Origin of the sequence: Nocardia sp. NPDC020380, from assembly GCF_044386975.1 — a bacterium.
GTDB lineage: Bacteria > Actinomycetota > Actinomycetes > Mycobacteriales > Mycobacteriaceae > Nocardia.
Map to the genome: position 1 here is coordinate 215402 of NZ_JBIRVQ010000007.1, position 25125 is coordinate 240526.

The 25125-nt window shown below is 68.8% G+C and carries 18 protein-coding genes and 1 tRNA gene; 14 read left to right on the forward strand and 5 right to left on the reverse strand.

Going from position 1 to position 25125, the window contains the following annotated elements:
* Nucleotides 1-45: 45 nt before the first annotated feature.
* From gnd to ACH438_RS20665, 5 genes are all read left to right on the forward strand, one after another.
* Nucleotides 46-1074: a phosphogluconate dehydrogenase (NAD(+)-dependent, decarboxylating) gene (gnd, locus tag ACH438_RS20645; protein WP_397007496.1), complete on the forward strand. Its 1029-nt coding sequence runs from the start codon at nucleotides 46-48 to the stop codon at nucleotides 1072-1074.
* Nucleotides 1075-1175: 101 nt separating this feature from the next.
* On the forward strand, nucleotides 1176-2345 hold the full coding sequence (locus ACH438_RS20650; RefSeq protein WP_397007498.1) for a glycoside hydrolase family 3 N-terminal domain-containing protein: 1170 nt from the start codon (nucleotides 1176-1178) through the stop codon (nucleotides 2343-2345).
* A 109-nt stretch (nucleotides 2346-2454) separates the two neighbouring features.
* The gene (locus ACH438_RS20655; protein ID WP_397007500.1) at nucleotides 2455-3054 is read left to right on the forward strand and encodes a TetR/AcrR family transcriptional regulator; all 600 of its coding nucleotides are present in this window, start codon (nucleotides 2455-2457) and stop codon (nucleotides 3052-3054) included.
* 155 nt (nucleotides 3055-3209) lie between these two features.
* Complete coding sequence (locus tag ACH438_RS20660; protein ID WP_397007502.1) at nucleotides 3210-4688, forward strand: DUF5685 family protein; 1479 nt, start codon at nucleotides 3210-3212, stop codon at nucleotides 4686-4688.
* A gap of 61 nt (nucleotides 4689-4749) precedes the next feature.
* Nucleotides 4750-5985: an FAD-dependent monooxygenase gene (locus ACH438_RS20665; RefSeq protein ID WP_397007504.1), complete on the forward strand. Its 1236-nt coding sequence runs from the start codon at nucleotides 4750-4752 to the stop codon at nucleotides 5983-5985.
* 390 nt (nucleotides 5986-6375) lie between these two features.
* Here ACH438_RS20665 and ACH438_RS20670 read toward each other — a convergent pair whose 3' ends face one another.
* Together ACH438_RS20670 and ACH438_RS20675 are read right to left on the reverse strand one after the other, a co-directional pair.
* Nucleotides 6376-7245, reverse strand: coding sequence for a MaoC family dehydratase (locus ACH438_RS20670; RefSeq protein ID WP_397007506.1), 870 nt, complete (start codon nucleotides 7243-7245; stop codon nucleotides 6376-6378).
* Nucleotides 7242-8600, reverse strand: coding sequence for a 3-oxoacyl-ACP reductase (locus ACH438_RS20675; RefSeq protein ID WP_397007508.1), 1359 nt, complete (start codon nucleotides 8598-8600; stop codon nucleotides 7242-7244). Before ACH438_RS20675 ends, ACH438_RS20670 begins: the two co-directional genes overlap by 4 nt.
* Before the next feature lie 173 nt (nucleotides 8601-8773).
* On the opposite strand from ACH438_RS20675, the gene ACH438_RS20680 reads away from it, so the two are divergent.
* Both ACH438_RS20680 and ACH438_RS20685 read left to right on the forward strand, forming a co-directional pair.
* Nucleotides 8774-10096 (forward strand): acetyl-CoA C-acetyltransferase, encoded by a 1323-nt coding sequence (locus ACH438_RS20680; RefSeq protein ID WP_397007510.1) that lies wholly within the window; start codon nucleotides 8774-8776, stop codon nucleotides 10094-10096.
* 119 nt (nucleotides 10097-10215) lie between these two features.
* Nucleotides 10216-10292, forward strand: a tRNA-OTHER gene (locus ACH438_RS20685).
* Nucleotide 10293: 1 nt separating this feature from the next.
* On the opposite strand, the gene ACH438_RS20690 is transcribed toward ACH438_RS20685, so the two are convergent.
* Nucleotides 10294-11658 carry an ADP-ribosylglycohydrolase family protein gene (locus tag ACH438_RS20690; RefSeq protein WP_397007512.1) on the reverse strand — a complete coding sequence of 455 codons (1365 nt, stop codon included), beginning with the start codon at nucleotides 11656-11658 and terminating at the stop codon, nucleotides 10294-10296.
* Nucleotides 11655-12101 carry a hypothetical protein gene (locus ACH438_RS20695; protein WP_397007514.1) on the reverse strand — a complete coding sequence of 149 codons (447 nt, stop codon included), beginning with the start codon at nucleotides 12099-12101 and terminating at the stop codon, nucleotides 11655-11657. Before ACH438_RS20695 ends, ACH438_RS20690 begins: the two co-directional genes overlap by 4 nt.
* Before the next feature lie 227 nt (nucleotides 12102-12328).
* Between ACH438_RS20695 and ACH438_RS20700 the strand changes: the two genes are divergently transcribed.
* The 4 genes from ACH438_RS20700 to ACH438_RS20715 all read left to right on the forward strand — a co-directional run bounded on the left by ACH438_RS20700 (nucleotide 12329) and on the right by ACH438_RS20715 (nucleotide 18955).
* Nucleotides 12329-12814, forward strand: a complete 486-nt coding sequence (locus ACH438_RS20700; RefSeq protein ID WP_397007516.1) for a universal stress protein — start codon at nucleotides 12329-12331, stop codon at nucleotides 12812-12814.
* Nucleotides 12815-12885: 71 nt separating this feature from the next.
* A complete protein-coding gene (locus ACH438_RS20705; RefSeq protein WP_397007518.1) occupies nucleotides 12886-14028 on the forward strand; it encodes an isochorismate synthase MenF in 1143 nt (380 codons plus the stop codon).
* Nucleotides 14029-14187: 159 nt separating this feature from the next.
* Nucleotides 14188-14358 carry a DUF2613 domain-containing protein gene (locus ACH438_RS20710; protein WP_397007520.1) on the forward strand — a complete coding sequence of 57 codons (171 nt, stop codon included), beginning with the start codon at nucleotides 14188-14190 and terminating at the stop codon, nucleotides 14356-14358.
* Complete coding sequence (locus ACH438_RS20715; RefSeq protein ID WP_397007522.1) at nucleotides 14339-18955, forward strand: alpha-(1->3)-arabinofuranosyltransferase; 4617 nt, start codon at nucleotides 14339-14341, stop codon at nucleotides 18953-18955. Before ACH438_RS20710 ends, ACH438_RS20715 begins: the two co-directional genes overlap by 20 nt.
* A gap of 12 nt (nucleotides 18956-18967) precedes the next feature.
* Here ACH438_RS20715 and ACH438_RS20720 read toward each other — a convergent pair whose 3' ends face one another.
* Nucleotides 18968-20029, reverse strand: a complete 1062-nt coding sequence (locus ACH438_RS20720) for an acyltransferase family protein (protein WP_397008200.1) — start codon at nucleotides 20027-20029, stop codon at nucleotides 18968-18970.
* 386 nt (nucleotides 20030-20415) lie between these two features.
* Here ACH438_RS20720 and ACH438_RS20725 point away from each other — a divergent pair, with 386 nt between their 5' ends.
* The 3 genes from ACH438_RS20725 to ACH438_RS20735 all read left to right on the forward strand — a co-directional run bounded on the left by ACH438_RS20725 (nucleotide 20416) and on the right by ACH438_RS20735 (nucleotide 25117).
* A complete protein-coding gene (locus ACH438_RS20725) occupies nucleotides 20416-21576 on the forward strand; it encodes a DUF3068 domain-containing protein (protein ID WP_397007524.1) in 1161 nt (386 codons plus the stop codon).
* Nucleotides 21577-21814: 238 nt separating this feature from the next.
* Nucleotides 21815-23188, forward strand: a complete 1374-nt coding sequence (locus ACH438_RS20730; protein ID WP_397007526.1) for a polysaccharide biosynthesis protein — start codon at nucleotides 21815-21817, stop codon at nucleotides 23186-23188.
* Between the two features lie 93 nt (nucleotides 23189-23281).
* Nucleotides 23282-25117 (forward strand): hypothetical protein, encoded by a 1836-nt coding sequence (locus ACH438_RS20735; RefSeq protein ID WP_397008202.1) that lies wholly within the window; start codon nucleotides 23282-23284, stop codon nucleotides 25115-25117.
* Nucleotides 25118-25125 lie beyond the last annotated feature (8 nt).

The window sequence follows — 25125 nt, forward strand, 5'->3', positions numbered from 1 at the left end:
GCAGCTCGGAACCACCGGAGCGCAGGACGACTCGAGGAGACGGATATGCAGCTCGGAATGATCGGACTCGGCCGGATGGGCGCTAATATCGTGCGCCGCATCGTCAAGGACGGGCACACCGCGGTCGGCTACGAACGGGGTTCCGCGCACATCGACCAGCTGGCCGGGGAACTCGGCGACAGCTTCCAGGGCAGTACCGAGCTGAGCAAGTTCGTGGCCATGCTCGAGACGCCCCGCGTCGCGTGGGTGATGATCCCGGCCGGCGCCACCGGCGCGGTCATCGATCAGCTCGCCGAACTGCTGGAACCCGGCGACATCATCATCGACGGTGGTAACAGCCGCTATCACGAGGACATCAAGCGGGCGGCGGCCTTGCGGCCCAAGGGCATTCACTATGTGGATATCGGCACCTCGGGTGGCGTGTTCGGCCTGCAGCGCGGTTTCTGCCTCATGGTCGGCGGCGAGAACGAGACGGTGGCGCATCTCGAGCCGTTGCTGAAGTCCATCGCGCCCGGCGTGCAGGCCGCGCCGCGCACGCCCGGCCGCACCGGGGACCCGTCCACGGCCGAGCAGGGCTATCTGCACTGCGGGCCGGCGGGTGCGGGCCACTTCGTGAAGATGGTGCACAACGGCATCGAATACGGCGCCATGGCCGCCTATGCCGAGGGCATGAACATCCTGCACAAGGCGAATGTCGGCAACGAGACCGATACCGAGCACTCCGCCGAGGTGACGCCGCTCGAGCATCCCGAGTACTACCGCTACGACATCGACATTCCCGAGGTCACCGAGGTGTGGCGGCGGGGTTCGGTGGTGGCGTCCTGGCTGCTCGATCTCACCGCGGCCGAGCTGTACGGGGATCCGAATCTGGATTCGTTCGGCGGCCGGGTGTCCGATTCGGGTGAGGGCCGGTGGACGCTGGACGCGGCGATCGACGAGGGCGTGCCCGCGCCGGTGTTGTCGGCGGCGCTGTTCCAGCGGTTCTCCTCGCGCGGTGAGTCGTTGTACGCGGACAAGGTGCTGTCGGCCATGCGGCAGGCGTTCGGCGGCCACCACGAGCTACCCGCACAGTGAGGGACGCGAATTACCTTGGCGTAAGCGGCAAATCGCCCAGGTAGGAGTGCGAGGCCGGTGTCGTTGTGGGCTGCACCGGCCGCGCCCGCTACGGTCGATTCATGCGCCTTGCTCCGGGGATCGTCCTCGCCATGACCGCCGTAGTGCTGACCGCGTGTTCGGGCAGCAGTAGCGGGCCATCGAAAGAATCGGCCTCGAGCACCACACAGGCGGGCACCACCAGCAGCGCGGCGCCGTCCACGACCGTTCCGGGACAACAGGATTGCGCGGCCGGCTACCTGGCCAACTTCACGCTGCGGCAGAAGCTGGCGCAGCTGCTCACGGTGGGTGTCACCGGGGAGGACGACGCCGAGAACGCGGTGAAGACCGAGCAGGTCGGCGGCATCTTCATCGGCAGCTGGACCGACAAGGCCATGCTGGCCCAGCATCAGGTCGACAAGGTCAAGGCGGCATCCCGGGTACCGCTCATGGTCACCACCGACGAGGAGGGCGGCCGGGTCTCGCGGATGAAGGATCTGCTCGGAGTGGCGCCCGCGGCGCGCGTGGTCGCGCAGACCATGACCCCGGAGCAGTATTACCAGTTCAGCCTGGACCGGGCCAAGAAGATGAAGGACTACGGCATTACCGTCGACTTCGCGCCCGATGTGGATGTGAGCAGCGAGGCGGACGACGACGTGATCGGCGACCGGTCCTTCTCGGATGATCCGAATGTGGTGGTGCAGTACGCGGGCGAGTTCATCCGGGCGATGAACGATGCCGGGGTGGGCACGGTTATGAAGCATTTCCCCGGTCACGGCTCCGGTTCGGGTGATTCGCACACCGGTGTGGTGCACACGCCGCCGCTGGATCAGATGCAGGACAAGGACCTCGTACCGTTCCGGAATTTGATCAACCGGGGGTCGGCCGTCATGGTCGGGCACCTGGACGTGCCGGGGCTCACCACGCCGAATGTGCCGGCCAGCATCAGCCCCGAAGCCATGAAACTGCTGCGGACCGGCGCCGGTTACAACGCGGCGCCGTTCGACGGTGTGATCTTCACCGATGATCTGAGCGGTATGAAGGCCATCACCAGCCGCCTTGATATCGAGGATGCGGTGGAAGCGGCCCTGGTCGCGGGTGCCGACAATGCCCTGTGGATCACCACCAACAACCTGTCGAAGGTGCTCGATCAGCTGGAGCAGGCCGTCAAGGCCAACCGCCTACCGGAAAGCCAAGTGGATGCTTCGGTGCTGCGCATGGCAAAGTTGAAAGGTTCCGCGCCGCACTGCTGAGTTCCCGAGTCCCCGCTCAGCACACAGTTGGCGAATCACCGGCAATTCACGATCGCGGAACTTACCATGGAGTAAGATAGGGACCTCGTACATGTCCCTAGGAGAGTGAATGGCTGGCGGAACGAAACGGCTTCCTCGCGCGGTGCGCGAGCAGCAGATGCTCGACGCCGCCGTGGAGGTCTTCTCGCGCAAGGGCTATCACGACACCTCGATGGATGCCATCGCCGCGGAGGCGAAGATCTCCAAGCCGATGCTGTACCTGTACTACGGCTCCAAGGACGAGCTGTTCCGGGCCTGCATCCACCGCGAGAGCATGCGGTTCATCGAGGCGGTCGCCGTGGCGGGCAATCCCAAGCTCAGCCCGCACGAGCAATTGCGCGCCGGACTCGAGGCCTTCCTGTCCTATGTCGACACCAATCGGCTGTCCTGGCAGGTGCTGTACCGGCAGGCGCTCGGGCAGCAGCCCTTCGCCTCTGAGATCTCCAACAGCCGGGACCGGGTCATCGAGCTCACCGCCAAACTCCTCGAATCCAGCGCGAAGTACGCCGAGCCCGGCACCAACTTCGAGGTGGTGTCGGTGGCCGTGATCGGCGCCGGTGAGGCCATCGCCGACCGGGTCGCCAGCGGTCAGATCGACATGTCCGAGGCCGTCGACCTGCTCGACGATCTGGCCTGGCGCGGTCTGGCGGGCCGCAAGAAAGAGGCATAGCGCCCAAATCGCCCAATCGGGTTGCCATCCCGCCGCCGAACTGCCACAGTCCGAGCGGATTGTTTTGCGGGAGCGACTGTTTGGTTCGGTCGGGGATGGGGATTCCGGTGTTCGGGTTGCTGAAACCCTGCGCGCACAGCGCGGCAAAGTATGGATTGACGGCAACCGACTGGCAGACCCACCTGTGCGGCCTCTGCCTCGGCCTCCGCGACACCCACGGCCAACTCGCCCGCGCCGCGACCAACACCGACGCCATCCTCCTCGAAGTCCTCACCGAGGCACAGCAACCCACCCCCGCCGCCCGCACCACCGCCGCCCCCTGCCCCCTCCGCGGCATGCGCCGAGCCCCCGTCATCACCGCCTCGGCCCCCGGCATCCAACTGGCCGCCACCGCCTCACTCCTCTTGGGCGCAGCCAAAATCCGCGACCACATCGAAGACGGCGACACCCGCACCGGCATCCGCCGCCCCCTCGGGCGCACCGCCGACAGCTGGCGCACCAAGGCCCGCGCCGCCGCGGCCCCTCTCGGCCTCGACATAGACCCACTCATCGCCGCGATCGAATCCCAAGCCGACCTGGAACGCGCCGTCGCCGCTGGCGTACGCCAGGCGCGCATCGGCGAATCCGCGCCAATTACGGAAAGCCGCCTGGACAGTCCAGAATCCGATCAAGCCTCCGACGGTCGCATCGCCGAGACTCCAGCGCTGACCGACGCGGCTACCGAGACTTCGGCGCTCCTCGATGCGCTGACCGCGCCGACACAGCTGTGCGCGGCGGAGCTGTTCGCGCACACCGCGATTCTGGCCGGGCGCCCCGAAAACGCCGACGCGCTCCGCGAAGCCGGTCGCCACTTCGGGCGCATCGCTCACCTGGCCGACGCCATCGAAGACCTCGACGACGACCGCGCCCATGGCCGCTTCAACCCCTTGGCAGCCACCGGCACCACCGCCGAAGAGGCGCATGCGCTACTGCGCGAATCGAATTCGCTCCTGCGCGCCGCCCTGGCCCGAGTCGCCCTGGATCGCACCGCCACCATCCGCTGGCTGCTCCTCGACCCACTCGGCGGCGTGGTCCGGCGCCTCGGGCGGGTCGCGGGCCTCGCCCATACCTGCACCGCGGGCACCTGCGGCACACGTCGCACAACGACCGCGCACACGATCACCGATCTCGTGGAGACTCGGCCCGGAGTATTCGAAGGTGGCATCGCCGCACTGGAAACGGCGCGGCACAGCGCTCCGCCGCCGCAAGGGCCCGGGCCGTACTATCCGCCGCAGCAACCGGGGCCCGGACCGCAGTTCCAGCCGCCGTGGCCACCGGGTGGCGAGCCCTATCCGCCGCAGCCGTATGACGTGCCCGAGTATCAGCCCGGGCCGCCGCCACCCGAGCGGCCGAGTCTGCTCGGGGGGCTGGGGATCATCTGCACGCAGTACTGCACCGGATATGCGTGCTGCGCGACGCATACTCGGCCGTGCAGCGGGCATCGGAAGGAGGGGTGGGTTCAGCGGTGCGATGACTGTGATCCGGGGTGTGGGGATTGCTGCGATTGCTGTAACTGCTGCAGCGGGTGCTCCGACAACTGCGATTGCGGTGGATGTGATTGCGACTGCTGCGGTTGCTGCGACTGCAGTTGCTGATACCAGCGGGGCGTCACCGCAATGCAAGGGGTGTGCAAGGGGGCGCGCACAAGCTGGGCGCATGAAATCCGAAGAGCGTGTTCCCGTTTTGATCGTCGGCGGTGGCCTGGTGGGGCTCTCGACCGCGCTGTTCCTCGAATATCAGGACATCCCTTACGTTCTCGTCGAGCGGCGGGTCACGCGGTCGGTGCTGCCCAGGGCGCGGGGGATGCATACGCGGGCCGCGGAGATGTTCCGGCAGGTCGGTCTGCAGGGTCGGATTCAGGAGGTGGCGGCGACCGTGTTGAAGAGCGGGCATTTCGGGGGCGCCAGCCGGGGGCGTTCGGTGTGTGAGGCCGCGGCGCTCGATTTCGGCGGGCGGTCCGCTGCGGCTGGAAAGCCCGGCGGGCCGATGGGTTTCACCAATGATCCGAGTCCGGCGAATTTCGTTTTCGTGCCGCAGGTGCTGCTGGAGCCGGTCCTCGAAGAGGCTGCCCGGGAGCGTGGCGGTGAGCTGCGGTTCGGAAACGAACTGGTGCAGTTCGCTTCGGACGATGACGGTGTCACGGCGACGCTGCGTGATCAGGACGGCATGGTCTCGACATTGCGCGCCGACTATCTGGTGGCGGCGGACGGGGCGGGGAGCCCGATCCGGCAGGCGCTCGGCATCACCGGGTGGGAGGTAGCGCCGACCCGCTACTACATCAATGTCTTCGCTCGCGTCGATCTGACCGAGCTGCTCGGCGGCCGCAGTTTCAGTCAGTGCGACATTGCCGGCGACGGGGTCCGCGGCGTGGTGTTGTGCAAGAACAACACCGACGAATGGTCCTTCCACATCGAATACGATCCGGCCCGCGAAACTCTCGCCGATTACCCGCCGGAGCGTTGTGTGGCGGTCGTGCGCGCCATGGTCGGCGATCCCGATATCGCCGTCGAGGTGCTGGCGCAGAGTGCCTGGGACACTGGTTCTTTCGTGGCCGACGAGTACCGCCGCGGCCGGGCCTTCCTGGCCGGCGATGCGGCGCACCGGCATATGCCGTGGGGCGGTTTCGGCGGCAAATGGCGCGCGGCCGCCGGAAAAGCCGGGCGCGACACCGGCGTCGAGATCGCCGTCCACGCCCTCCCCGCCACCGACTGCGCCGACCACTTGCACCTCCCGGACGGCGGCGCACTACTCCTCCGCCCGGACATGCACGTAGCGGCTCGCTCCGACGAGGGCCTCACCCCCGCCTGGCTCGACGAATCCCTCCGCCTACTGACCGATTCCGCCAATGCGGCTGCACCCCAACGGTTCGCGGCCGGCTCGATTCTGGACTGAGTGGAGCGGGGGAGCGCAGCGGAGGAGCGAAGGGAGGGAAGAATCGAGACTTAGGGCCGCGAACCCCGCCGGAGCGGAGCGGAGGCCGAAAACACAGAGCCGCCCACCGATTCGGCCGGATGTCGAAACCCCTGCGTGGCGACATACGGTGAACGAATCGGTGCGCGGCTCTCGTCCCGCCCCGGTGGGGCCGAAGCTGCCGACACTACCTGTCTGAGTCGGTCTGGCGCGGTGGTTCGGTGACCACCGGCGATGTTCGGTCCCGGGTCTCGGATGGTGTCCTGGAACTGCATCCGGCGCTGGATGCTGGACTGCCATGTGTGCATGCACAATACACGCTCGACGCGAACAGCCGGGCCCGATCAGTGGGATCGGCCCCGGCCGCACGGTCTAGCGGATGGTGGCGGTGAGGTGCGGGTAGCCCTTCTTGGGGTTCTTCAGGGCCAGGTCCCAGCCGCCCGCGACCTGGTCCGCGTACACATTCACGGTGGACGGGAGCAGGATCGGCTTGCCGAACTTGACCGCGTAAGTGGCCTTTTCGGGAATGCGGCCCTCGAGGACGCCGAGAATGGCCGCGGCCGACCACATGCCGTGCGCGATCGGCTTCGGGAAGCCGAAGGCCTTGGCGCCCAGCGCGGAGGTGTGGATCGGGTTGTGGTCGCCCGATGCCGCGGCGTACTGGCTGATCGTCTTCTGATCCACCCGGAAGGTGCGCAGCGGCGGCGGTGGCACCTCGTCCGGCTTGGGTTCCGGCTTCGGCCCGCCCGACAGCGAGGTGCGCTGCTGGTGCAGGAAGGTGGTGACCTGCCGCCACACCAGTTCCCGGCCGACGCTCACCTCGGTGATGGCGTCCACGAGCAGGCCCTTGGGGTGCTCGCGCAGGTTCTCGATGTGGGTTTCGAAATCCAGCGGCTCGGACACCGAGATGTCGCGGGTGCGCTCGATGACGTTCTCCGCGTGCACCGCGCCGACCGCCACGAACGGGAAGTCGCGGGCGACGACCAGCTGCATGGCCAGCGGGAAGCTGAGCACGAACGGGTAGGTCAGCGGCAACGCGTCGCCGAAGCGCAGGCCGGTGGCGCGGCAGTAGGCCGCCAGATGGTCGGGATCGACCTTGAAGCCCTCGAGCCGGACGGTGCGGTCCGGCACGGTGGACTTGCGGGCCGACAGGCCCGGTACCGGCAGGGCGCCGATAGCGGCCTTGACGAAAAGGTTGGTGTTCTTGGGCGGCTCGGTGAGCTTGATGGTCTGGCTCATCATGCTCCGATCAGGGCCTGGCCGCAGACGCGAACGATATTGCCGCTCACCGCGTTCGACGCCGGGGAGGCGAAGTAGGCGATGGTCTCGGCGACGTCGATGGTCTGCCCGCCCTGCAGCAGCGAGGACAGCAGGCGGCCGGCCTCCCGGGTGGTCAGCGGGATGGCGGCGGTCATGGCGGTCTCGATGAAACCGGGCGCCACCGCGTTGATGGTGATGCCGTGCTCGCCCAGCTTCGGCGCTTCGGCGTTGACCATGCCGATGACGCCGGCCTTGGAGGCGCCGTAGTTGGTCTGGCCGCGGTTGCCCGCGATGCCGGCGATGGAGGACACGTCGATGACGCGGCCACCGGACTTGAGCGCGCCGCGCTCGACCAGGCCCGTGGTAATGCGGTGCGGCGCAGCGAGGTTCACGTTGAGCACCGAGTTCCAGCGGCCGTCGTCCATATTGGCGAGCAGCTTGTCGCGGGTGATGCCGGCATTGTGCACGACGATGTCGATGCCGCCGAAGCGCTCGGTGGCGAAGGCGGCCAGCTTCTCGGCGGCGTCGGTGGCGGTGACGTCGAGGGCGAGGGCGGTGGCGCCGACCTTGTTGGCGGTGGCGGAGAGCGCCTCACCGGCGGCCGGGATGTCGGCCACGATGACGGTCGCACCGTCCCGGGCGAAGACCTCGGCGATGGTGGCGCCGATGCCGCGAGCGGCACCGGTCACGACCGCGACCTTGCCGGCGAGCGGCTTGTCCCAGCTGGCCGGAGCGGTGGAGTCGTCCTTGCCGACGCGGAACACCTGGCCGTCGACGAACGCCGACTTGCCGGACAGGATGAAGCGGAGCGTGGACTCCAGACCCGTTGCGGCAGCCGCGGCTTCGGGGTGGACGTAGACCAGGTTGGCGGTGGCGCCGCGCAGCAGCTCCTTGCCGACCGAGCGGCTGAAGCCCTCGAGCGCGCGCTGCGCGATCTGCTCGTCGACGGAGGCCGACAGCTCGGGGGTGGTGCCGATGACGAGCACGCGGCCGGAGGGGGCGATGCTGCGCATGGCGGGCTGGAAGAACTCGAACAGCTGCTGCAGCTCTTCGATGGTCTTGATGCCGGTGGCGTCGAATACCAGCGCCCCGAACTTCACGCCCTGGGTGACGCCGTCGACGAAGGTGTAGTCGTTCAACAGGTTCCGCACGGCGTCGGCGACGCGGCCCTTACCGCCGACCAGCACCGGGCCGGGGAGAGCGGGCTCGCCGGCCTTGTAACGGCGCAGGGTCTCCGGCTGCGGCAGCCCGAGCTTGCCGGCCAGGAACGCGCCAGGGGCGGAATGAACGAAAGATCCGTACAGGTTGGGAGCGCCCTTGCTCTTGCTGGCAGCCACAGGTCCTACCTTCTCTTGGTCGTCGGCCCGCCGGAAGCGGCGTTGCGCACATGTGCGGGGTACGGTGTCGACAAAACAACTTACTCCAGAGTAAGTTTAATGTAAACCGACTGATGCGCGTCCCGCGGGACCGCGCGTGCCGGAATTCCACCGACGAGACACTGGAGACTCGAGTGACCACCAAAGCCCGTTCGGCCAAGCCCGCGGCCAAGAACACGAAGCAGGCCCGCCCGGTTGCCATCCTCGGCGGTAACCGCATCCCGTTCGCCCGCTCCGACGGCAAGTACGCGCACGCTTCGAACCAGGACATGTTCACCGCCGCGCTGAACGGCCTGGTCGCTCGCTTCGGTCTGCAGGGCGAGCGGCTCGGCATGGTCGTCGGCGGCGCGGTGCTGAAGCGCGTCGGCGAGCACGGCATGATCCGCGAGAGCGTGCTCGGCTCGACCCTCTCCCCCTACACCCCGGCCCACGACCTGCAGCTGGCCTGCGGCACCGGCCTGCAGTCCATCGTCACCGTGGCCGACGGCATCGCGCTGGGCCGGCTGGAGAACGGTATCGGCGGCGGCACCGACACCACCTCGGACGCGCCGATCGGTGTCAGCGAGGGCATGCGCGAGTGGATGCTGGACGCCAACCGCGCCAAGAAGAACTCCGACTACGTGAAGCTGGTCGGCCGCCTGCGTCCGTCGATGGTCGGCATCGAGATCCCGCGCAATGCCGAACCGCGCACCGGTCTTTCGATGGGTGAGCACGCCGCCATCACCGCCAAGGAATTCGGTGTCTCCCGGGAGGCGCAGGACGAGCTGGCCTACCTGTCGCACCGGAACATGGCCGCCGCCTACGATCGCGGCTTCATGGACGACCTCATCACCCCGTTCCTGGGCCTGACCCGCGACGACAACCTGCGTCCCGGTTCGACCATCGAGAAGCTGTCGACCCTGAAGCCGGTCTTCGGCGTCAAGGCCGGTGGCGCGACCATGACCGCCGGTAACTCCACCCCGCTGACCGACGGCGCCTCCGCGGTGCTGCTCGGCTCCGAGGAGTGGGCTGCCTCGCGCAACCTGCAGCCGCTGGCCTACCTGGTGGACTCCGAGGTCGCCGCGGTCGATTACATCCACGGCCCGGACGGCCTGCTCATGGCCCCCACCTACGCGGTGCCGCGCCTGCTGGCCCGTAACGGCCTGACGCTGCAGGACTTCGACTACTACGAGATCCACGAGGCCTTCGCCTCCGTGGTGCTCGCCACCCTGCAGGGCTGGGAGTCGGACCAGTACTGCAAGGAGCGCCTGGGCCTGGACGGCGCGCTCGGCTCGATCGACCGCTCGAAGCTGAACGTGAACGGCTCCTCGCTCGCCGCGGGCCACCCGTTCGCCGCCACCGGCGGCCGCATCATCGCCCAGACCGCCAAGCAGCTCGCGGAGAAGGGCGGCGGCCGCGCCCTCGTCTCCATCTGTGCCGCGGGCGGCCAGGGCGTCGTCGCCATCGTGGAGCGCTAACCCACACCCGCATGAGAGGCGGTGGCCCGGTTCACAAACCGGGACACCGCCTTTCGGCATTTCAGACGACTCGAAATCGGAATGACCGAGCGCGGCCGCCCCGCTGGAGTGCGGGCGGCCGCGAAGTGGATCAGCCGGTAGATCACCCATCTGCCCGAGAGTGAGGACGCGGGTTCGATTCCCGCCTTCGCGGCCACCTATTCGATGAGCCGGATCGTGCGCTGGGCGAGGTCGGAGATGCGGCTGCCGTCGTAGCCGGTGACCGAGCTGTGCAGGGTGTCGTGGAAAGGGTCGGTCCAGTGGGGTGGGATACCGGAGGCGCCGGTGAGGATGCCGGCGACGGAACCGGCGGTGGCGGTATTGGAGTCGGTGTCCCAGCCGCCCTGGGTGGTGAGGCCGAGGGTGGTGGTGAAATCTCCTTCACCCCACAGCAATCCGGCGGCGATCAGGCAGGCGTTGCCGATGGCGTGCACCCAGTTGTAGTGCGCGTGGCGAGCGTGGATCGCGGTGACGGCGTCCTCCCAGGAGAGGCCGCCGCGGTGATCCTCCACCACTTCCGCGACCGCCACCGCCAGGCGGGAGCGGGCGGGAATCACGGTGTGCGCCACCGTCAGGATCTCCTGCGGAGTGGTGGCGGTGAAGGCCGTAGAGACCAGCGTCGCCGACCACATGGCGGCCCATAATCCGTTGCCCACGTGCGAGATCGACGCATCCCTCGCCGCCGACGCCGCCGCGCGGAAGGGGTCGCCGGGGTTGATGTAGCCGTGGATATCGGCGCGTATGAGCCCACCTATCCACTCCCGGTAGGGATTCCGGAAGGTGGCGGTGTCGGGCGGCAGGAAGCCGTCGATGAGATTGCGGTAGGCCACGCGCCCCGCCGTGTACGTCTGCAAGAACGGCAGTCGTTCCAGCCAGAGCGCCGCCACGTCCTCCGCGGTGAAGTCCCGCCCTCGCTGTTCGAGCAGGTGCAGACCGAGGATCGTGTAGTCGATATCGTCGTCGCGCGGGCTGCCGTCGATGCGGCCGAGCGTGGATCGCCGCCAGGATCTGCGGGATTCGAGCTCCGGCGGCAGTTTGTCGAGGATCGGCACATAGTCGCGTAATGGGTAGGCGTGGACGGATTCCAGGTATTCGCGGATCCGCTGCGGCGTCCACACGAAGCCGTTCTCCAGGGGTTTACCGAGCGTGCAGCCCGCGCAACGGCCGAGCCAGCCGCCGTGCACGCGGTCCAGCAGTTCCGCGGCGGAGAACTCGGCGACCGGTAACGGCGGGTGTGAATCCGCCTGGACGGCAGCGGTATTCGCGTCGGCCCAGCCGGGTTCGCGCGTGTCCACCCATTCGAGATACGGCCAGTCCGGCACCCGCGGCGCCGATTCCACCTTGTCCAGCAGTCGCCAGCAGGCGCCCGCCAGCGGGTGGTCGGTATGCGTGAGTTCGTGCACTTCCTCGGCGAAATCCTCGACCGCGTAACCGGATTCGTCGCGCTGGCACCATTCGTAGTAGAGCAGGGCGCGCGGGTCCGCCTCGTGATGCCCGAAGAACACCGCTTCGATGGAGGTCACAGCACGGCCTCGGTGGCATCCACCACCTCGGAGAGCAGTGGTAGCGATTCGTCGCGGCGGGGTTCGCGGGCCCACCAGCGGCCCTCGTGGGTGTGGCGGCCGAAACCGGTGGGCAGGATGACATTGCTGCGATGGGGTCCGATGTCCACGCTGTTGCGCTCCAAGCGTTCTATGCATTCGGCAGGGGGATAACCGTCGAAGACGACCAGGAAGGTGCGCCGCGGTGGCTTGTCGCGCACCAGCACCGGACCGGGCACACCGCGCACGGTCAGTTCGTCGAGTACCAAGGCGCCCAAGGATTCCGGCGTGTTCAGGGCGGCGATGGTGTCGATCAGCGGCAGTACCACGAATCCGGGTGTGGTCACGTGCACGTACGGCAGGCCGAACAGGGCGCGGTAGACCTGCGCCCACTCCTGCGGCGTCGTCAGCTCGTCCAACCGCACAGTCCACCCCTCGTCCGGGCCCAGCTCCAACGACGGCGATGTCGATAGTCGGCGACAGCCGACGAATTCAGTGAAAACCCGGCTCGCGTATCCCACCACTGGTTTGGGTGAATCGTGTGCAAACTGTGGAGAACCTGCGACGCGGCGGGGTTGTCCGGGTCCGCTTCGCAATCCGGATCGGGGGTAGTCTCACAGCAGAGTCATGCGTACCTACCAGGAGGTTCGTCATGCCGTGCGATTTGATGCTCATTGCCTACGACGGGTCCGAGAATGCGCGGCGGGCCGTCGAATACGCGGGACGGTTCCTGGCCGCGAACAGAGCCGTGGTGCTCACCGCCTGGGAACCCATGGTGCGGCAGGCGGCGCGATTGTCGGGGCTGTCCGGGGTGATGCAGCCGGAGTGGCAGCCGGACGACGAGATCGAGGACATCGCGCTCGTGGACGCGCGCAATATCAATGCCGAGGGCGTACGCCTCGCCAAACTGGCCGGTCTCAATGCCGAGCCGCGCACGATCGAATGCACCACCACCATCTGGAACGCCATCGTCGAGGTGGCCGACGACCTGGATGTGGACATCATCGTGGCCGGTACCCGCGGCGCCACCGGCATCCGGGCGCTCATGCATTCGAGCGTCGCCGACGCCGTCCTCAAGCACTGTCACCGGCCGGTACTCATGGTCCCGCCGGGACGCGAACCCGCAGAGAAACATTGACGGCGGTCACGCTGAGAGATGCGTCGCTCCCCCGTTCCGGCCTCGCGCGCGAGGACTATGTTCGAGACATCATGGACGGATTCCTGCTCGCCACGCCCGACGGTGTAGTCCGCGCGACCGGCGCTCGCGCCGCGTTCGACGACGCGCACACCGCCGCGGCGGCGCTGCACGAATGCAAGGCCGGACTGATCGTCGGCGCCCTGCCGTTCGACCCGCGCCGGCCCGCCGCCCTGGTCGAACCCGAGCAGGCCGTCCACACCGCCGGACCCTGGCGGCCCGCCGCCCTGCCGGAACTGCCTGCGGTGCAGGTGATCTCCGAACTACCCAGTGCCGCAGAACATGTCGCGCGCGTCGCGAAGCTGGTGGAACAACTCGCCGATCCGCGCTCCCCGCTGCGCAAGGTGGTGGCGGCCCGCTCGCTGCTCGTCGAGGCCGAGACCCCGCTCGATCCCGAAGTGGTGGCCGCACACCTGGTGACCAGGCATCCGCGCGCCAATGTGTTCGCCGTCGACCTCGGCCCGGCCGGACGGCCCGGTGACACACTGCTCGGCGCCACCCCCGAGGTGCTGGTCGCGCGGCACGGGCACACCATCACCCTGCATCCTCTGGCCGGTACCGTGCGGCGGCTCGCCGATCCCGAAGCGGATGCCGCGCAGGCGCGAGAACTGCTGGCCAGCAGCAAGAATCAAGAAGAGCACGCCTACGTGATCGACTGGATCCGCGAGCAGCTCGCACCGGTCTGCATCGAACTCGAGATTCCGGACGGCCCCGAACTGCTGCAGACCCCCGAGGTCTGGCACCTGGCCACCCCGATCCGCGGCCGCCTGCGCGATCACCGCACCACCGCCCTCGACCTGGCGCTGCTGCTGCACCCCACCCCCGCCATCTGCGGCACCCCCACCCACCTCGCGCTGGACGCCATCGTCGGTACCGAGGAGGACCGCGGCTTCTACAGCGGCGCCGTCGGCTGGTGCGACGAACGCGGCGACGGCGAATGGGTGGTCGCCATCCGCTGCGCCGAACTCTCCGCCAACGGCCGGGCCCTGCGCGCCTTCGGCGGCGGCGGCATCGTCGCCGCCTCCGATCCGCTCGCCGAACTCGACGAGACCACGGCCAAACTCCGCACCTTCCTCAACGGGCTGGCTGTATCCGATTTGTCCTCCGCTTCGCTGCGGACGGGTTCGCGGCCCAGGCGCAGGTCTATGGAGCCGTAGTCTCGATTCTTCCCTCCCTCCGCTCCTCCGCTTCGCTCCCCCGCTCCACTCAGTCCAGAACCGAGCCGGCCGCGAACATGGCAGTGAGCCCGCAATGTGTGCGGGGGACCTGCTAGGTTGGCTCAGGTTACGGATGCATCGATGTATGGGAGTCTCGCGATGAAGTTTGCCGTTCCTGGTGCAGCGAGTGCTGTCGGTGGCGCCCTGGTCGGGCTGGCAGCGGTGCTGGTCATCACGATGGCGGCCTCGCAGGACAAGCGGCCCGACATCGACCGCAGCAACCAGCAGGGCTCCTCGCTGCTGAACAACGTTGAGTACGGCCAGCGCTGACCGGCTGACCTCCTCGTTCCCCGCGGCCGGACCGTCCGAGGACCGGTCGCCCGACACCGCGCCACTGGGCCGCCGCTGGCTGCTCGGCACCGTCCTCGCCGCCTTCCTGCTGACCTTTCTGCAGGCGCCCGGCTTCACCGTCGCCGATACCAAATACGATCTGGCGCAGAATCCGCTCGGCTTCCTGGCCCGCGCCTCCCACCTGTGGAGCAGTCAGGCGCCCATGGGCCAGGTGCAGAACCAGGCCTACGGCTACTTCTTCCCGCACGGCGCGTTCTTCTCCCTCGGACACATCCTCGGGCTGCCGGGGTGGGTGACGCAGCGCATCTGGTGGGCATTGCTGTTGCTGGCCGGGTTCTGGGGCATCATCCGGCTCTGCGAAATCCTCGGTATCGGAAGTCGCGGGTCCCGCATCATCGCGGCTCTCGCCTTCGCGCTTTCTCCTCGTGTGCTGACCACGCTCGGCTCGATCTCCTCCGAGACCGCGCCGATGATGCTCGCGCCCTGGGTACTTCTCGCTCCCGCCGCGCTCGGCGTTGCCATGAAACGGCAGAAGCCCCGGTCCAACACCGGTGTGGATGAAGCGGAACCTGATGTGGCACAGCGGGTGTTTTTCGGAGCAGCCACACCGGCGGGGAGTGCGCTGGCGCTCGCGCTGATGGGTTCCGTGAATGCCGTCGCCACGGCCGCGGCGTTCCTGCCCGCGGCCTTGTGGTGGATCTCCTTCAAGCCGAATCGCGCCTGGTGGCGGTTCACTCGGGCGTGGATTCCCTTGCTGGCGCTGGGCACCTTCTGGTGGGTGCTGCCACTGTTGTTGCTGGGCAAGGTGAGTCCGCCGTTCCTCGACTTCATCGAGTCGTCGGGGGTGACGACGCAGTGGGCCTCGCTCGGGGAAGTGTTGCGCGGCACCGACAGCTGGACGCCGTTCGTCTCGCCGGAGCGGATCGCGGGCGCGGTACTGGTCACACAGCCGGCCGCGGTGCTGGCCACCGGCATGCTGGCGGCGGCCGGGATGGCCGGGCTCGCCATGCGTTCCATGCCCGCCCGGGGGCGGCTGACGCTGATCCTGTGTGTCGGGCTTGTCGGCATCTGCGCGGGCTACGCGGGCGACCTCGGCGGGCCGTTCGCGGACTCGGTGCGGACCTTCCTGGACTCCGGGGGCGCGCCGCTGCGCAATGTGCACAAGCTGGAACCGCTCATCCGGTTACCGCTGGTGCTGGGGCTGGCGCAACTGCTGAGCCGGGTGCCGCTGCCCGCCTCGGTGCCGATGCCGGTGTGGCGCAGCGCCTTCGCGCATCCGGAACGCAATCGGATGGCGGCGGTGGCGGGGCTCATCCTGACCGCGCTGGCGCTGTCCACTTCGCTGGCGTGGACGGGCAAGCTCGCACCCCGCGGCGCCTATGACGAGGTGCCCGGATACTGGCATCAGACGGCGGATTGGCTGGCGCACAATGCCGCCGACACCCGCGCGCTGGTGGTGCCGGGCGCGCCGTTCGGCACCCAGACCTGGGGCCTCACTCGCGACGAACCGCTGCAGGCGCTGGCGAGCACGCCGTGGGCGGTGCGGGATTCGGTGCCGCTGGTGCCGCCGGGCGCCATTCGCGCCATGGATTCGGTGCAGCGGCTCATCGCCGACGGCAGGCCCTCGGCCAGCCTCGCGCCCACGCTCGCCGGGCAGGGCATCGGAATCCTGGTGCTGCGCAATGATCTCGATCCGGAGACCTCGCGATCGACGCGTCCGCTGCTGGCGCACGAGGCCATCGAAGGATCGCCCGGAATCAAGAAGGTCGCCCAGTTCGGGGACCCGATCGAAACGGGGCATGTGCGGGGACTCGTCGCCGATGAGGATCTGCGGCCCGCCTATCCCGCCGTCGAGATCTACCGGGTCGAAACCGGCACGCACGCTGATGACTCGGCCGCCGACGCACACAATGACGGCTCGGCCGCCGCGCTCGCCGACAGTGGCGGGGTCGGCGTGCCCGCTGATATTCGCAGCGGCACCGGAGCTCCCGGATCGTTCCCCGGCGCGTTCACGGCGCCACTGGACGGGGTGCCCGTGGTGCAGGGTGGCCCGGAAGTGGTGGAGCGGCTGCGCCGCGATCCGTCGACGCCGCCCGGGCCGATCCTGCTGGACTCGGACGCGAAACAGGCCGGGCTGCCGGTCAATTCGGTTACCGTCACCGACACTCCCATGGATCGGGAAGCCGACTTCGGGCGCGTCGACAACCATAATTCGGCGCTGCGCTCGCCCGGCGATCCGCGCCGCACCCACAATCTCGTCCCCGACTATCCGGTGCCCGGCGCGAAACTGGTGGAAGGTGAGTGGTCCGGGGCTACCGTCACCGTCTCCAGTGCCGCCGGGGACGCTACCCAGCTGGGTGGCGCGGCGCCCGGTAGTTCCAGTGCCGCCGCTGTCGACGGGGATCCATCCACCGCCTGGATCAGCAATGGCGCGGAACATGCGGTGGGGCAATGGCTTCGGCTCGATCTGCAGCAGCCGGTGAGCAGTGCCGTGCTGCGGCTGACCACCAGCGCCGCCGCCATCGGCAGCCCGGTGAAGTGGGTGGAGGTCGCGACGGCCAAGGGCACGGTATCGGCGCGGATCACTGCTCCCGGTGAGCCTGTAGCGATTTCGCTGCCGCCCGGTAACACCAGCTGGATCAAGGTCACGGCGGCGCACACCGAAGATGGCAGCGGCGGTGGGCAATTCGGCATCAGCGAACTGTCCGTCGACGACTACTCCAACCGGGACAATCCGGTCACTCTCGATATCCGGCACCGCACGGTGCTGCCGCCCGCACCGGCCGGGGCGCAGGTGCAGGGCTGGGATCTCGGACAGGAATTCCCCGGGCGCAGCGCCTGTTTCGACGCCCCCGACCGGGTGCGATGCAGCAAGGGACTGGCCCTCGCGGCAGAGGAACCCGGGCTGTTCGAACGCACCCTCGACGTACCGCAACCGCTCAGTGTCACCCCGGGGTTGACGGTGCACACCCGTCCCGGACCTGCGCTGGAAGCCCTGCTCACCGACCCGGATCGGCCCGTGGCCCGCGGTCAGGCCGATGTCGCCGACCCGCGCGGCTCCGCCTTCGCCGCTACTGATGGTGACCCGCGCACCGCCTGGATCGCGCCCGAGACGACCGTGCGGAATCCGACCGGCGCGAAACCCACACTCACCATCGAACTACCCGCGCCCACGCTGGTCACCGGGCTGGAACTGACACCCGCACAAGGTGATCTACCCGCCCACCCGACCTCCGTCGCGGTGAACCTCGGAGACGGACCGCAGGTCCGGGAGGTCGACCCGAAGTCCGGCGCCCCCACCCGCATCGACCTGCACCCCCGCGTCACCGATCGCATCGAGCTCAGCATCCAGACCTGGGATCCGGTACTCGACCAGACCGCACTGGGTTTCGCGCAGGAACAGCCGCCCGGCCTCGCCGACGTGAACGTGCTCGGCCCCGACTATCCGGCCCCGGCCCCCGCCGACCGCCTCCTCACCGTCGACTGCACCCACGGCCCCACCATCGCCGCCGCCGGCCGCACCCTGCACACCACCATCACCGCGACCGCCGCCCAATTGATCTCCGGCGCACCACTTCCCGCCACGGTCTGCGACACCGGCGACGCCACCACCCCACCCGGCACCACCACCTTCGACCTCCCCACCCCACCCGGCACCACCACCTTCGACCTCCCCACCGGCAAGATCGACGTCACCGTCGCCCCCGGCGACTTGTTCACCGTCGACGACCTGCGCCTCGACCGCACCCCGCCCACCGGGCAGGTGACCGGCGGACAATCGACAGCGGACCAGCCCGCGCAGGGACAGCCGGCGGCCGACCAACCCGCAGCCGCTGATCCAGCGCGACCGGGCGCCACCCAGCCGGCTATCGGCGCACCCGCGGGGCGGGGAAATCCCGGCGTGCCTGACGGCGTTCAACCGCCGACCAGCGGTCCGGCACAGGCGAGCGCGACCCAGCCCGCCGTCGGCGCACCCGCGGGCACACGCCTGCTGGTGTTGCCGCTGAGCACGAATGTCGGGTGGGAGGCCAAAACCGCTGGTGGGCAGACGCTTAAGCCGGTCGTGATCAACGGGTGGCAGCAGGCGTGGCTGTTGCCGCCGGGGACGCAGGGGCCTGTCACGGTGTCGTTCCCGGTCGATCGCTGGTATCGCGTGTCCATCTTCGGTGGGCTGCTGCTGTTGATTCCATTGCTGGTGTTCGCCATCCGCGCTGCGCGCGCACCCGTGCGGGATGACGGTCCGGCCCCGCGCACTTGGCGGAGCCGGACGGTCGCCACGATCGGATTGACGGCTGCGGCGGGTCTGATCGCCGGGCCGACCGGAATCGTGGTCGCCGCGCTCGGTGTCCTGGCCTACTGGTATCGACCGCCCACGTGGCCGCGGGTGCTGGTCTGGATTGCCTTTGCGGGAACAGCCGTTTCGGCCGCGGCACTCTCCACCGGGCCTTGGCGGTCGCCGGACGGCTACATGGGTGGCTCACTGTGGGTGCAGTTCCCTGCACTCGTCGCGGTGGTCGCCGTCGGTTTGGCGGCGCTGCCCGACCCGCGCGAACAGTCTTCGCGCACAGGAGAATAAGGAGAGACCGGATCAGCCGAAGCGGCGGCGCGTCCACACTCGGATCGGCTCTTCGATCAGGGCGAAGCTGGCCGCGGCCAACGGCAGGGTGAAGGCGACCGTCAGCAGGTAGACCAGCACGAAGTGCCCCCGGAACGGGATGATGCCGAATACCGGGAACACGATCGACAGTACGGCCAAGTGCCAGATGAAGATTCCGTACGACCAGCGGCCGAGCATTGCCGCCACCCGGCTCTCCAGCCAGCGATGCCGGCTTTCCGGCCGCAGTACCAGCGGCGCCAGCAGCCCGAACCCGATGACCGCGCCGAGCGTCATCTTCGCCGCGTACTGCCAGGGCTGCCCGTGCGTCAGCCCGCGCGGCCCGGCCAGATCGGTGGTGGCCAGCGCAAAGGCCGCCAATGCCAGCGGCCACATGATCCAGCGGTTGCCCGCCACCCGCCGCCACCGCGACGCCTCGGTATCGGCGAGCTCGGCCAGCAGCATGCCGACCGCGAACCACGGCAGATAGCCGGGCAGCCAGTTGTCGGCGTGAATGCCGTCCGGAGTGGGGACGGGCAGGAAATTCCAGCCCAGGCACAGCGCGCCGACCACGAGCACGACCGGCACCCGCCACCGCGCCCGCCGCCCGCGCACCCACATGAACACGAACGCCAGCAGCGGAAGCACAAGATAGAAGGCCACTTCCACCGACAGGCTCCACATCTGCGTGAGCCCGTCGGTGAGGGTGAAAGGCACGAAGACCTGCAGCAGGCCGAGATTCGCCACCCAGACCCGGAAGCCCGCGGTGTGCGCGGCATTCGGCAGCAGAATCAGGACCGTGCACACGACGATCCAGTAGGCGGGCAGGATGCGGGCCGCGCGATGCAGCAGATATCGTCCGGCCCGCGGTGCCGTCCCCAGCCCGCGCGCGGCGGCGGCATGCGGCCGCCACAGCAGGAATCCGGACAGTGCGAAGAACACGGCGACGGCCATGTCGAACCGCTCCCACACCCGGCCGAGCACCGGATGCCCGGTCGCGCCGGTCTGGAAGGCCACGTGCGTCAGCATGACGCCGAGCGCGGCCAGCGCGCGCATGCCTTCGAGCGCGGGCACGAACACATTGGGCCGCCGGATCTTGCTCGCGTCGAGCGTGGTCTCGGTGACGGTGCCGGGTGGGCCGGCCTCCCCGGTTCCGGGCGGGTAGGCCTCGGCCGGGTCGGGGCCGTCGCTGCTCGTGGCACTCGGCCGGACCGGTCGGGCCGGTTCGGGAGCAGAGTGCACGGTCGCGGTCATAGGGGTTCAGTCTGCCCTGCCGCTCAGCCGGGTGCTCATCCCATGTTTGACTCGGGCGTATTTCGCGATGTTTTCCTGCCTCGGCGAGACCCAGGACGGCTTCGGACTGTTAGTGTCGGGGCTCACGAGCGCTGTGCGGCGACCACAGTGCTTGCCGAAACACGTGTTCGACGACGAGGAGAACCTGCATGGCACTCAGTGCCGGTACCAGAAGGACGGTGGCCTGCCTGCTCGTAGGGCTCGGAGCGTTGCTGCTCGTCGCCGCGATCATGATCCCCACTTATACGGTGAGCCGGCTCGCGAAGACCCCGCTGGACCTGGAGATCACGACCGTCGCGACCAACCCGCCCAATACCCCGAGCGAGGTGCTGGACGCCAAGTCACTGACCGCACCCACCGGCGCGGCCAAGGTCGATGAGAACGTTCCGCTCGTCTCGCAGCGCTTCCTCACCGTCGAAGACCCCTCGAACGCCTCGGAAATGACCATCCAGGCCGGTCAGACCCTCCGCCGCATCGACAAGCAGGGCGACACCGGCCTGCTCACCGCCACCGTGGACCGCGTCACCATCGACCGCAAGACCGGTATGCCGGTCGACTCGGTCGACGGCGGCCCGAACGGCGCCATCGCCGTCACGGTCAACGCCAAGGGCGAGGGCGTGCTGGATCCGGTGCAGCACACCGGTCTGCAGTACCGCTTCCCGATCGGCACGGACAAGAAGGCCTACCCGTACTTCGATCTCAACGCGCGCAAGACGTTCGACATCAACTACGTCGACGAGTCCGAGATCAACAACCTGAAGGTCTACCACTTCCAGCAGACCATCCCCGCCGTCGATCTCTCCACCGTCGCGAACTCGCCGACCAACAAGCTGAGCCTGCCCGCCGAGAAGTGGGGCGTGGACGGTGACGGCACGGTCACCATGGATCGCTTCTACACCAATGTGCGTGACCTGTGGGTCGAGCCGCAGACCGGCACGGTCATCAAGGGCCAGGAGCAGATTCACCTCTACTACGCCCGCAGCGGCGACAAGCCCGAGGTGACGGCCCTCAAGTCCACCCTGGTCTTCGACGAGAACACCATCGAGTCGCAGATCAACGTGGCCAAGGACAATATGGACAAGCTGTCCCTGTACGGCCGCATCCTGCCCATCTCGCTCGGCATCGCCGGCGCGGTCGTGCTGATCGCCGGACTCGCCCTCGGCCTGCTCGGCAGGAACGGCAACGGCCAGACCCCGGCCCGCCGCGCCAAGCCCGCCGGCCCGGCGCCCCAGCCGCCCGGCGACAACGCACCCACCCAGCAGTTCGACATCGGGCGGACCCAGCAGATCGATATGGGCAAGAACCCCTGATCCGCAATGGTTTACCCGCGGCCCCGCACCAGACCGGTGCGGGGCCGCGGCCGTTCCGGGCCGATGCCGCAGCCGGTCCGGCCCCATGCCGCAGCCGGTCCGACCCCATGCCGCAGCCGGTCCGACCCCATGCCGCAGCCGGTCCGACCCCATGCCGCAGCCGGTCCGACCCCATGCCGCGCCCTCCGGCCCAGCCCACGGTCGCCCTGCCGCGGCGGCCCCGCCGGTGAATGGGAGGATGGCACGCGTGTCCGTTGTCCGCCGTCTGCCCGTAGTCGCGGACCTCACGCTGGTGACAGCGGGCGCCATGACCGCGAACATCGCCGGATACCTGCTGCAACTACTCGCCGGACGATGGCTCGGCGTCAGCGGATACAGCCCCTTCGCCAGCCTGCTGGCCGTCCAGCTGCTGTGCGCGGTACCCGCGCTCGCCTTACAGAACGTGGTCGCCCGCGAGATAGTCCGCGGCGCACCCGTATCCGCCGCCCGCCGACTGGCCACCCGCTGCGCGGCACTCGTCGCACTGGCCGCGATTCTGCTGGTACCGGTGGTCGCGACCGTCCTGAAGGTCGGCTACCTCGCCGCCGCCGGCGCACTGGTGGCCGCACCCGCCTTGGTATTGCTCTCCGGCGAGCAGGGAATCCTGCAGGGCCGCAGCCGCTTCCGCGAGCTGGCGAAAGTCCTCGGCGGCGCCGGCATCGCCCGCGTCACCCCCGCGGTGATCGTGCTCGCGGTGGGCGGCGGCACCGCCGGGGCGCTCTGGGCCGCCGCACTCGGTGTCACCGCCGCCGCGATCGCGGCCCGCCGCACCGCGGATGCCGCAGCGATGACGACCTCGGAAAGCTCGGTCGATCCTGCAGTCGCGGAGGAGGCTGCCGACCTCGCGGGGCTGGCGCACACCGCAACTCACGTGACGGAGACGCCGGAAGCGCGACGCGGAGAGCCACAACCGATCGAGACCACGGGCAGAATTCGGGCGTACTTCGCAAGCGTGCTGCCGGTCTTCCATGCCGCGCAGGTGCAGGCCGCATTGATGGCCTTATCGTCCGCGGACCTGATCGTGTCCCGAATCGTGCTGGGCGAGAACGACGCAGGCCGCTACGCACTGGGCGCCATAGCCGCCAAGATCGCCTTCTGGCTACCCCAGGCCGTCGGCGTGGTCCTCTACCCTCGAATGGCCCAACCCCAGCACTCGGCCCGCGCAGTACGTTCGGCCCTGGCCGTCCTGATCGGCGTAGGCGCGGTAGCGGTAGCGGGCGCAGCCCTCGCCGCCCCCCTCGCCTCCCTCTTCGCCGGCCGCGACTACGCCCCCATCGAAAACCTGCTCTGGCTCTTCGCCCTCGACGGCGCCCTCCTGGCCGTCCTGCAAGGCGCCCTCCTCTCCGCCATCGCCACAGACCGCACCGCCCCCGCCGCAATCACCTGGCTCGGCCTCGCAACAGGCATCGCAATCATGCTGACCTGCGCCCACTCCGTAACCACCCTCATCACCATCGCGACCATAACCGTCGCCGTCACCACCACGGTGATCACCGCCATCGCCCTCCGCACCGCCCACTCCACCGGCGAAAGCGCCTCGACCATCCCCGATTTCGATGCGAGCGGAATATAAGGTGCCCGTGTGAACGCGGAACCCCGCCCACCCACCAACCCGGCACCTCCGCAGCCCGAGCCGGGTGCGACGTCGGCCCCGGCGGGCTGGGCTGTGAGGCGCGGCTGGGCTGGAGTGGTGCCGGCCGTGTACAGCTTCGTGCTGGCGTTGATCGTCGTGGGGCCGTTGTTGGGGCGCGGGTATTTGTTGTTGCGGGATGCGGTTAGTACGCCGCGTTCGTATCTGACTGATTCGGCGCTGGGGTTGGGGGATGCGGCGCCGCGGGCGGTGCCGCAGGATGCGTTGATTGCGGTGTTGTCGCCGATCATCGATGGCGGCGTGCTCGTGAAAGTCATTTTGGTGGGGGCGGTCTGGCTGGCGGGGTGGGGGGCGGCCGTCCTTGTGCGGGAGATGCTGGGGGTTTCGCTGGGGCCGCAGCTGGTGGCGGCGACCGTGGGGATCTGGAATCCGTATGTGGGCGAACGGCTCCTGCAGGGGCATTGGAGTTTGCTCACCGGGTATGCGGCGCTGCCGTGGATTGCCGTGGTGGCTAATCGGTTACGGCTCGATTCGCGGTCCTGGGCGAGCTGGGCCATGTTGGCGGGGTGGCTTGCCGCGGCGGGGCTGACGCCTACCGGTTCGCTGCTCGCCGGGTGTGTGGCGCTGGTGCTGGCTTCGCGGCGCAGCGTGCTGGGTACTGCGGCGTTCTGGATCGCGGCCTCGGCGCCTTGGCTGGCGGCCACCGTATTGTCGGGCGCGGGTGCGGAACCCTCGGATCCGGCGGGCGTGGCCGCGTTCGCGGCTCGCGCCGAACCTTGGCTGGGGACCCTCGGCAGTCTGGCCGGGCTGGGCGGAATCTGGAACGGCACGGCGGTACCTGACTCCCGCACAACGCCGTTCGCCCTCCTCGGCACCGTCCTATTGCTCGCACTGGTGGCCACGGGAGTTCGCACCGCGGTCTCTCGCACGTCCCCGGATGTCTCTCGTATGCCTTCGGCCGACGCTGCAGCTACTCGGACGCGCCGGATTCTCCTGGGGCTGGCCGTGATCGCGGTGCTGCTGCCCGCGCTCGGCGCGACCGGGTGGGGATTGTCGGTGGGCGAATTCCTGGTCTCGAAAGCGCCGGGGGCGGGACTGCTCCGGGATACGCAGAAGTATGTGGCGTTGACGATGCCCGCTTATGCGTTGTGCGCTGCGGCGGGATGCCGCGCTCTGGCAGGGTGGTTCGCTTCGGTCCAGAGCCGGGGCAGTGCGTCCAAGACTCAGGACGGCGTGGCTCGCGCCCGAGCCGGGATGCCCCGGACCGGTGCCGTGGCGGCGCTTTTCATTGTGCTGACAGCGCTCTCGTTGCCGGATCTGGCGTGGGGTGTGGGTGGGGCGCTGCGGCCCGTGCACTATCCGGCGAGCTGGGGGCGAGTGGCGGCGGCGGTGAACGAGCCGGGGGACGTGGCCGTGCTGCCGGGTGGGATGTTCCGGAAGTTCCGGTATTCGGGAAGCGCGCCGGTGCTGGATCCGGCGCCGCGCATGCTGCCGAACGATGTGCTGCAGACCGGGGAATTGCCGGTGCACGGGGCAGTGGTTGCGGGCGAGGGTGTTCGGGCCACGCGGGTCGAGCAGTTACTGCTGCACGGGGGTTCGGCGGGCGAGCTCGGGCGGCTCGGCGTGGGCTGGGTGCTGGTCGAGCGGGATACTCCGGGACCGGTGGGTGATTCGAAAACGACGCTCGAACAGCTGGATTCGGTCTACGCGGATGATCATCTGCAGTTGTATCGCGTGCCCGGGCCGATTACCGAGCATGCGGCATCATCGGGCGTACGGCGCGCGGCGGGGGCCGCACACCTGCTCTGGGCGGGATTGTTGTGTGCCGGAACGGCAATCAGTCTTTGGGGAAGCCGATGGCGAATCCGATCCCGATCACGAACACGCTCACAATCGCGATCACCAGAATGATCCACATG

What these genes read in the sequence shown, in the direction of transcription:
- ACH438_RS20655 (WP_397007500.1), top strand. Translation starts at nt 2,455, where the DNA reads ATGGCTGGCGGAACGAAACGGCTTCCTCGCGCGGTGCGCGAGCAGCAG.
- ACH438_RS20725 (WP_397007524.1), top strand. Translation starts at nt 20,416, where the DNA reads ATGGCACTCAGTGCCGGTACCAGAAGGACGGTGGCCTGCCTGCTCGTA.
- ACH438_RS20670 (WP_397007506.1), bottom strand. Translation starts at nt 7,245, where the DNA reads ATGATGAGCCAGACCATCAAGCTCACCGAGCCGCCCAAGAACACCAAC.
- ACH438_RS20710 (WP_397007520.1), top strand. Translation starts at nt 14,188, where the DNA reads ATGAAGTTTGCCGTTCCTGGTGCAGCGAGTGCTGTCGGTGGCGCCCTG.
- ACH438_RS20650 (WP_397007498.1), top strand. Translation starts at nt 1,176, where the DNA reads ATGCGCCTTGCTCCGGGGATCGTCCTCGCCATGACCGCCGTAGTGCTG.
- ACH438_RS20700 (WP_397007516.1), top strand. Translation starts at nt 12,329, where the DNA reads ATGCCGTGCGATTTGATGCTCATTGCCTACGACGGGTCCGAGAATGCG.
- ACH438_RS20730 (WP_397007526.1), top strand. Translation starts at nt 21,815, where the DNA reads ATGGCACGCGTGTCCGTTGTCCGCCGTCTGCCCGTAGTCGCGGACCTC.
- ACH438_RS20705 (WP_397007518.1), top strand. Translation starts at nt 12,886, where the DNA reads ATGGACGGATTCCTGCTCGCCACGCCCGACGGTGTAGTCCGCGCGACC.
- ACH438_RS20665 (WP_397007504.1), top strand. Translation starts at nt 4,750, where the DNA reads ATGAAATCCGAAGAGCGTGTTCCCGTTTTGATCGTCGGCGGTGGCCTG.
- ACH438_RS20720 (WP_397008200.1), bottom strand. Translation starts at nt 20,029, where the DNA reads ATGCGCGCGCTGGCCGCGCTCGGCGTCATGCTGACGCACGTGGCCTTC.
- gnd (WP_397007496.1), top strand. Translation starts at nt 46, where the DNA reads ATGCAGCTCGGAATGATCGGACTCGGCCGGATGGGCGCTAATATCGTG.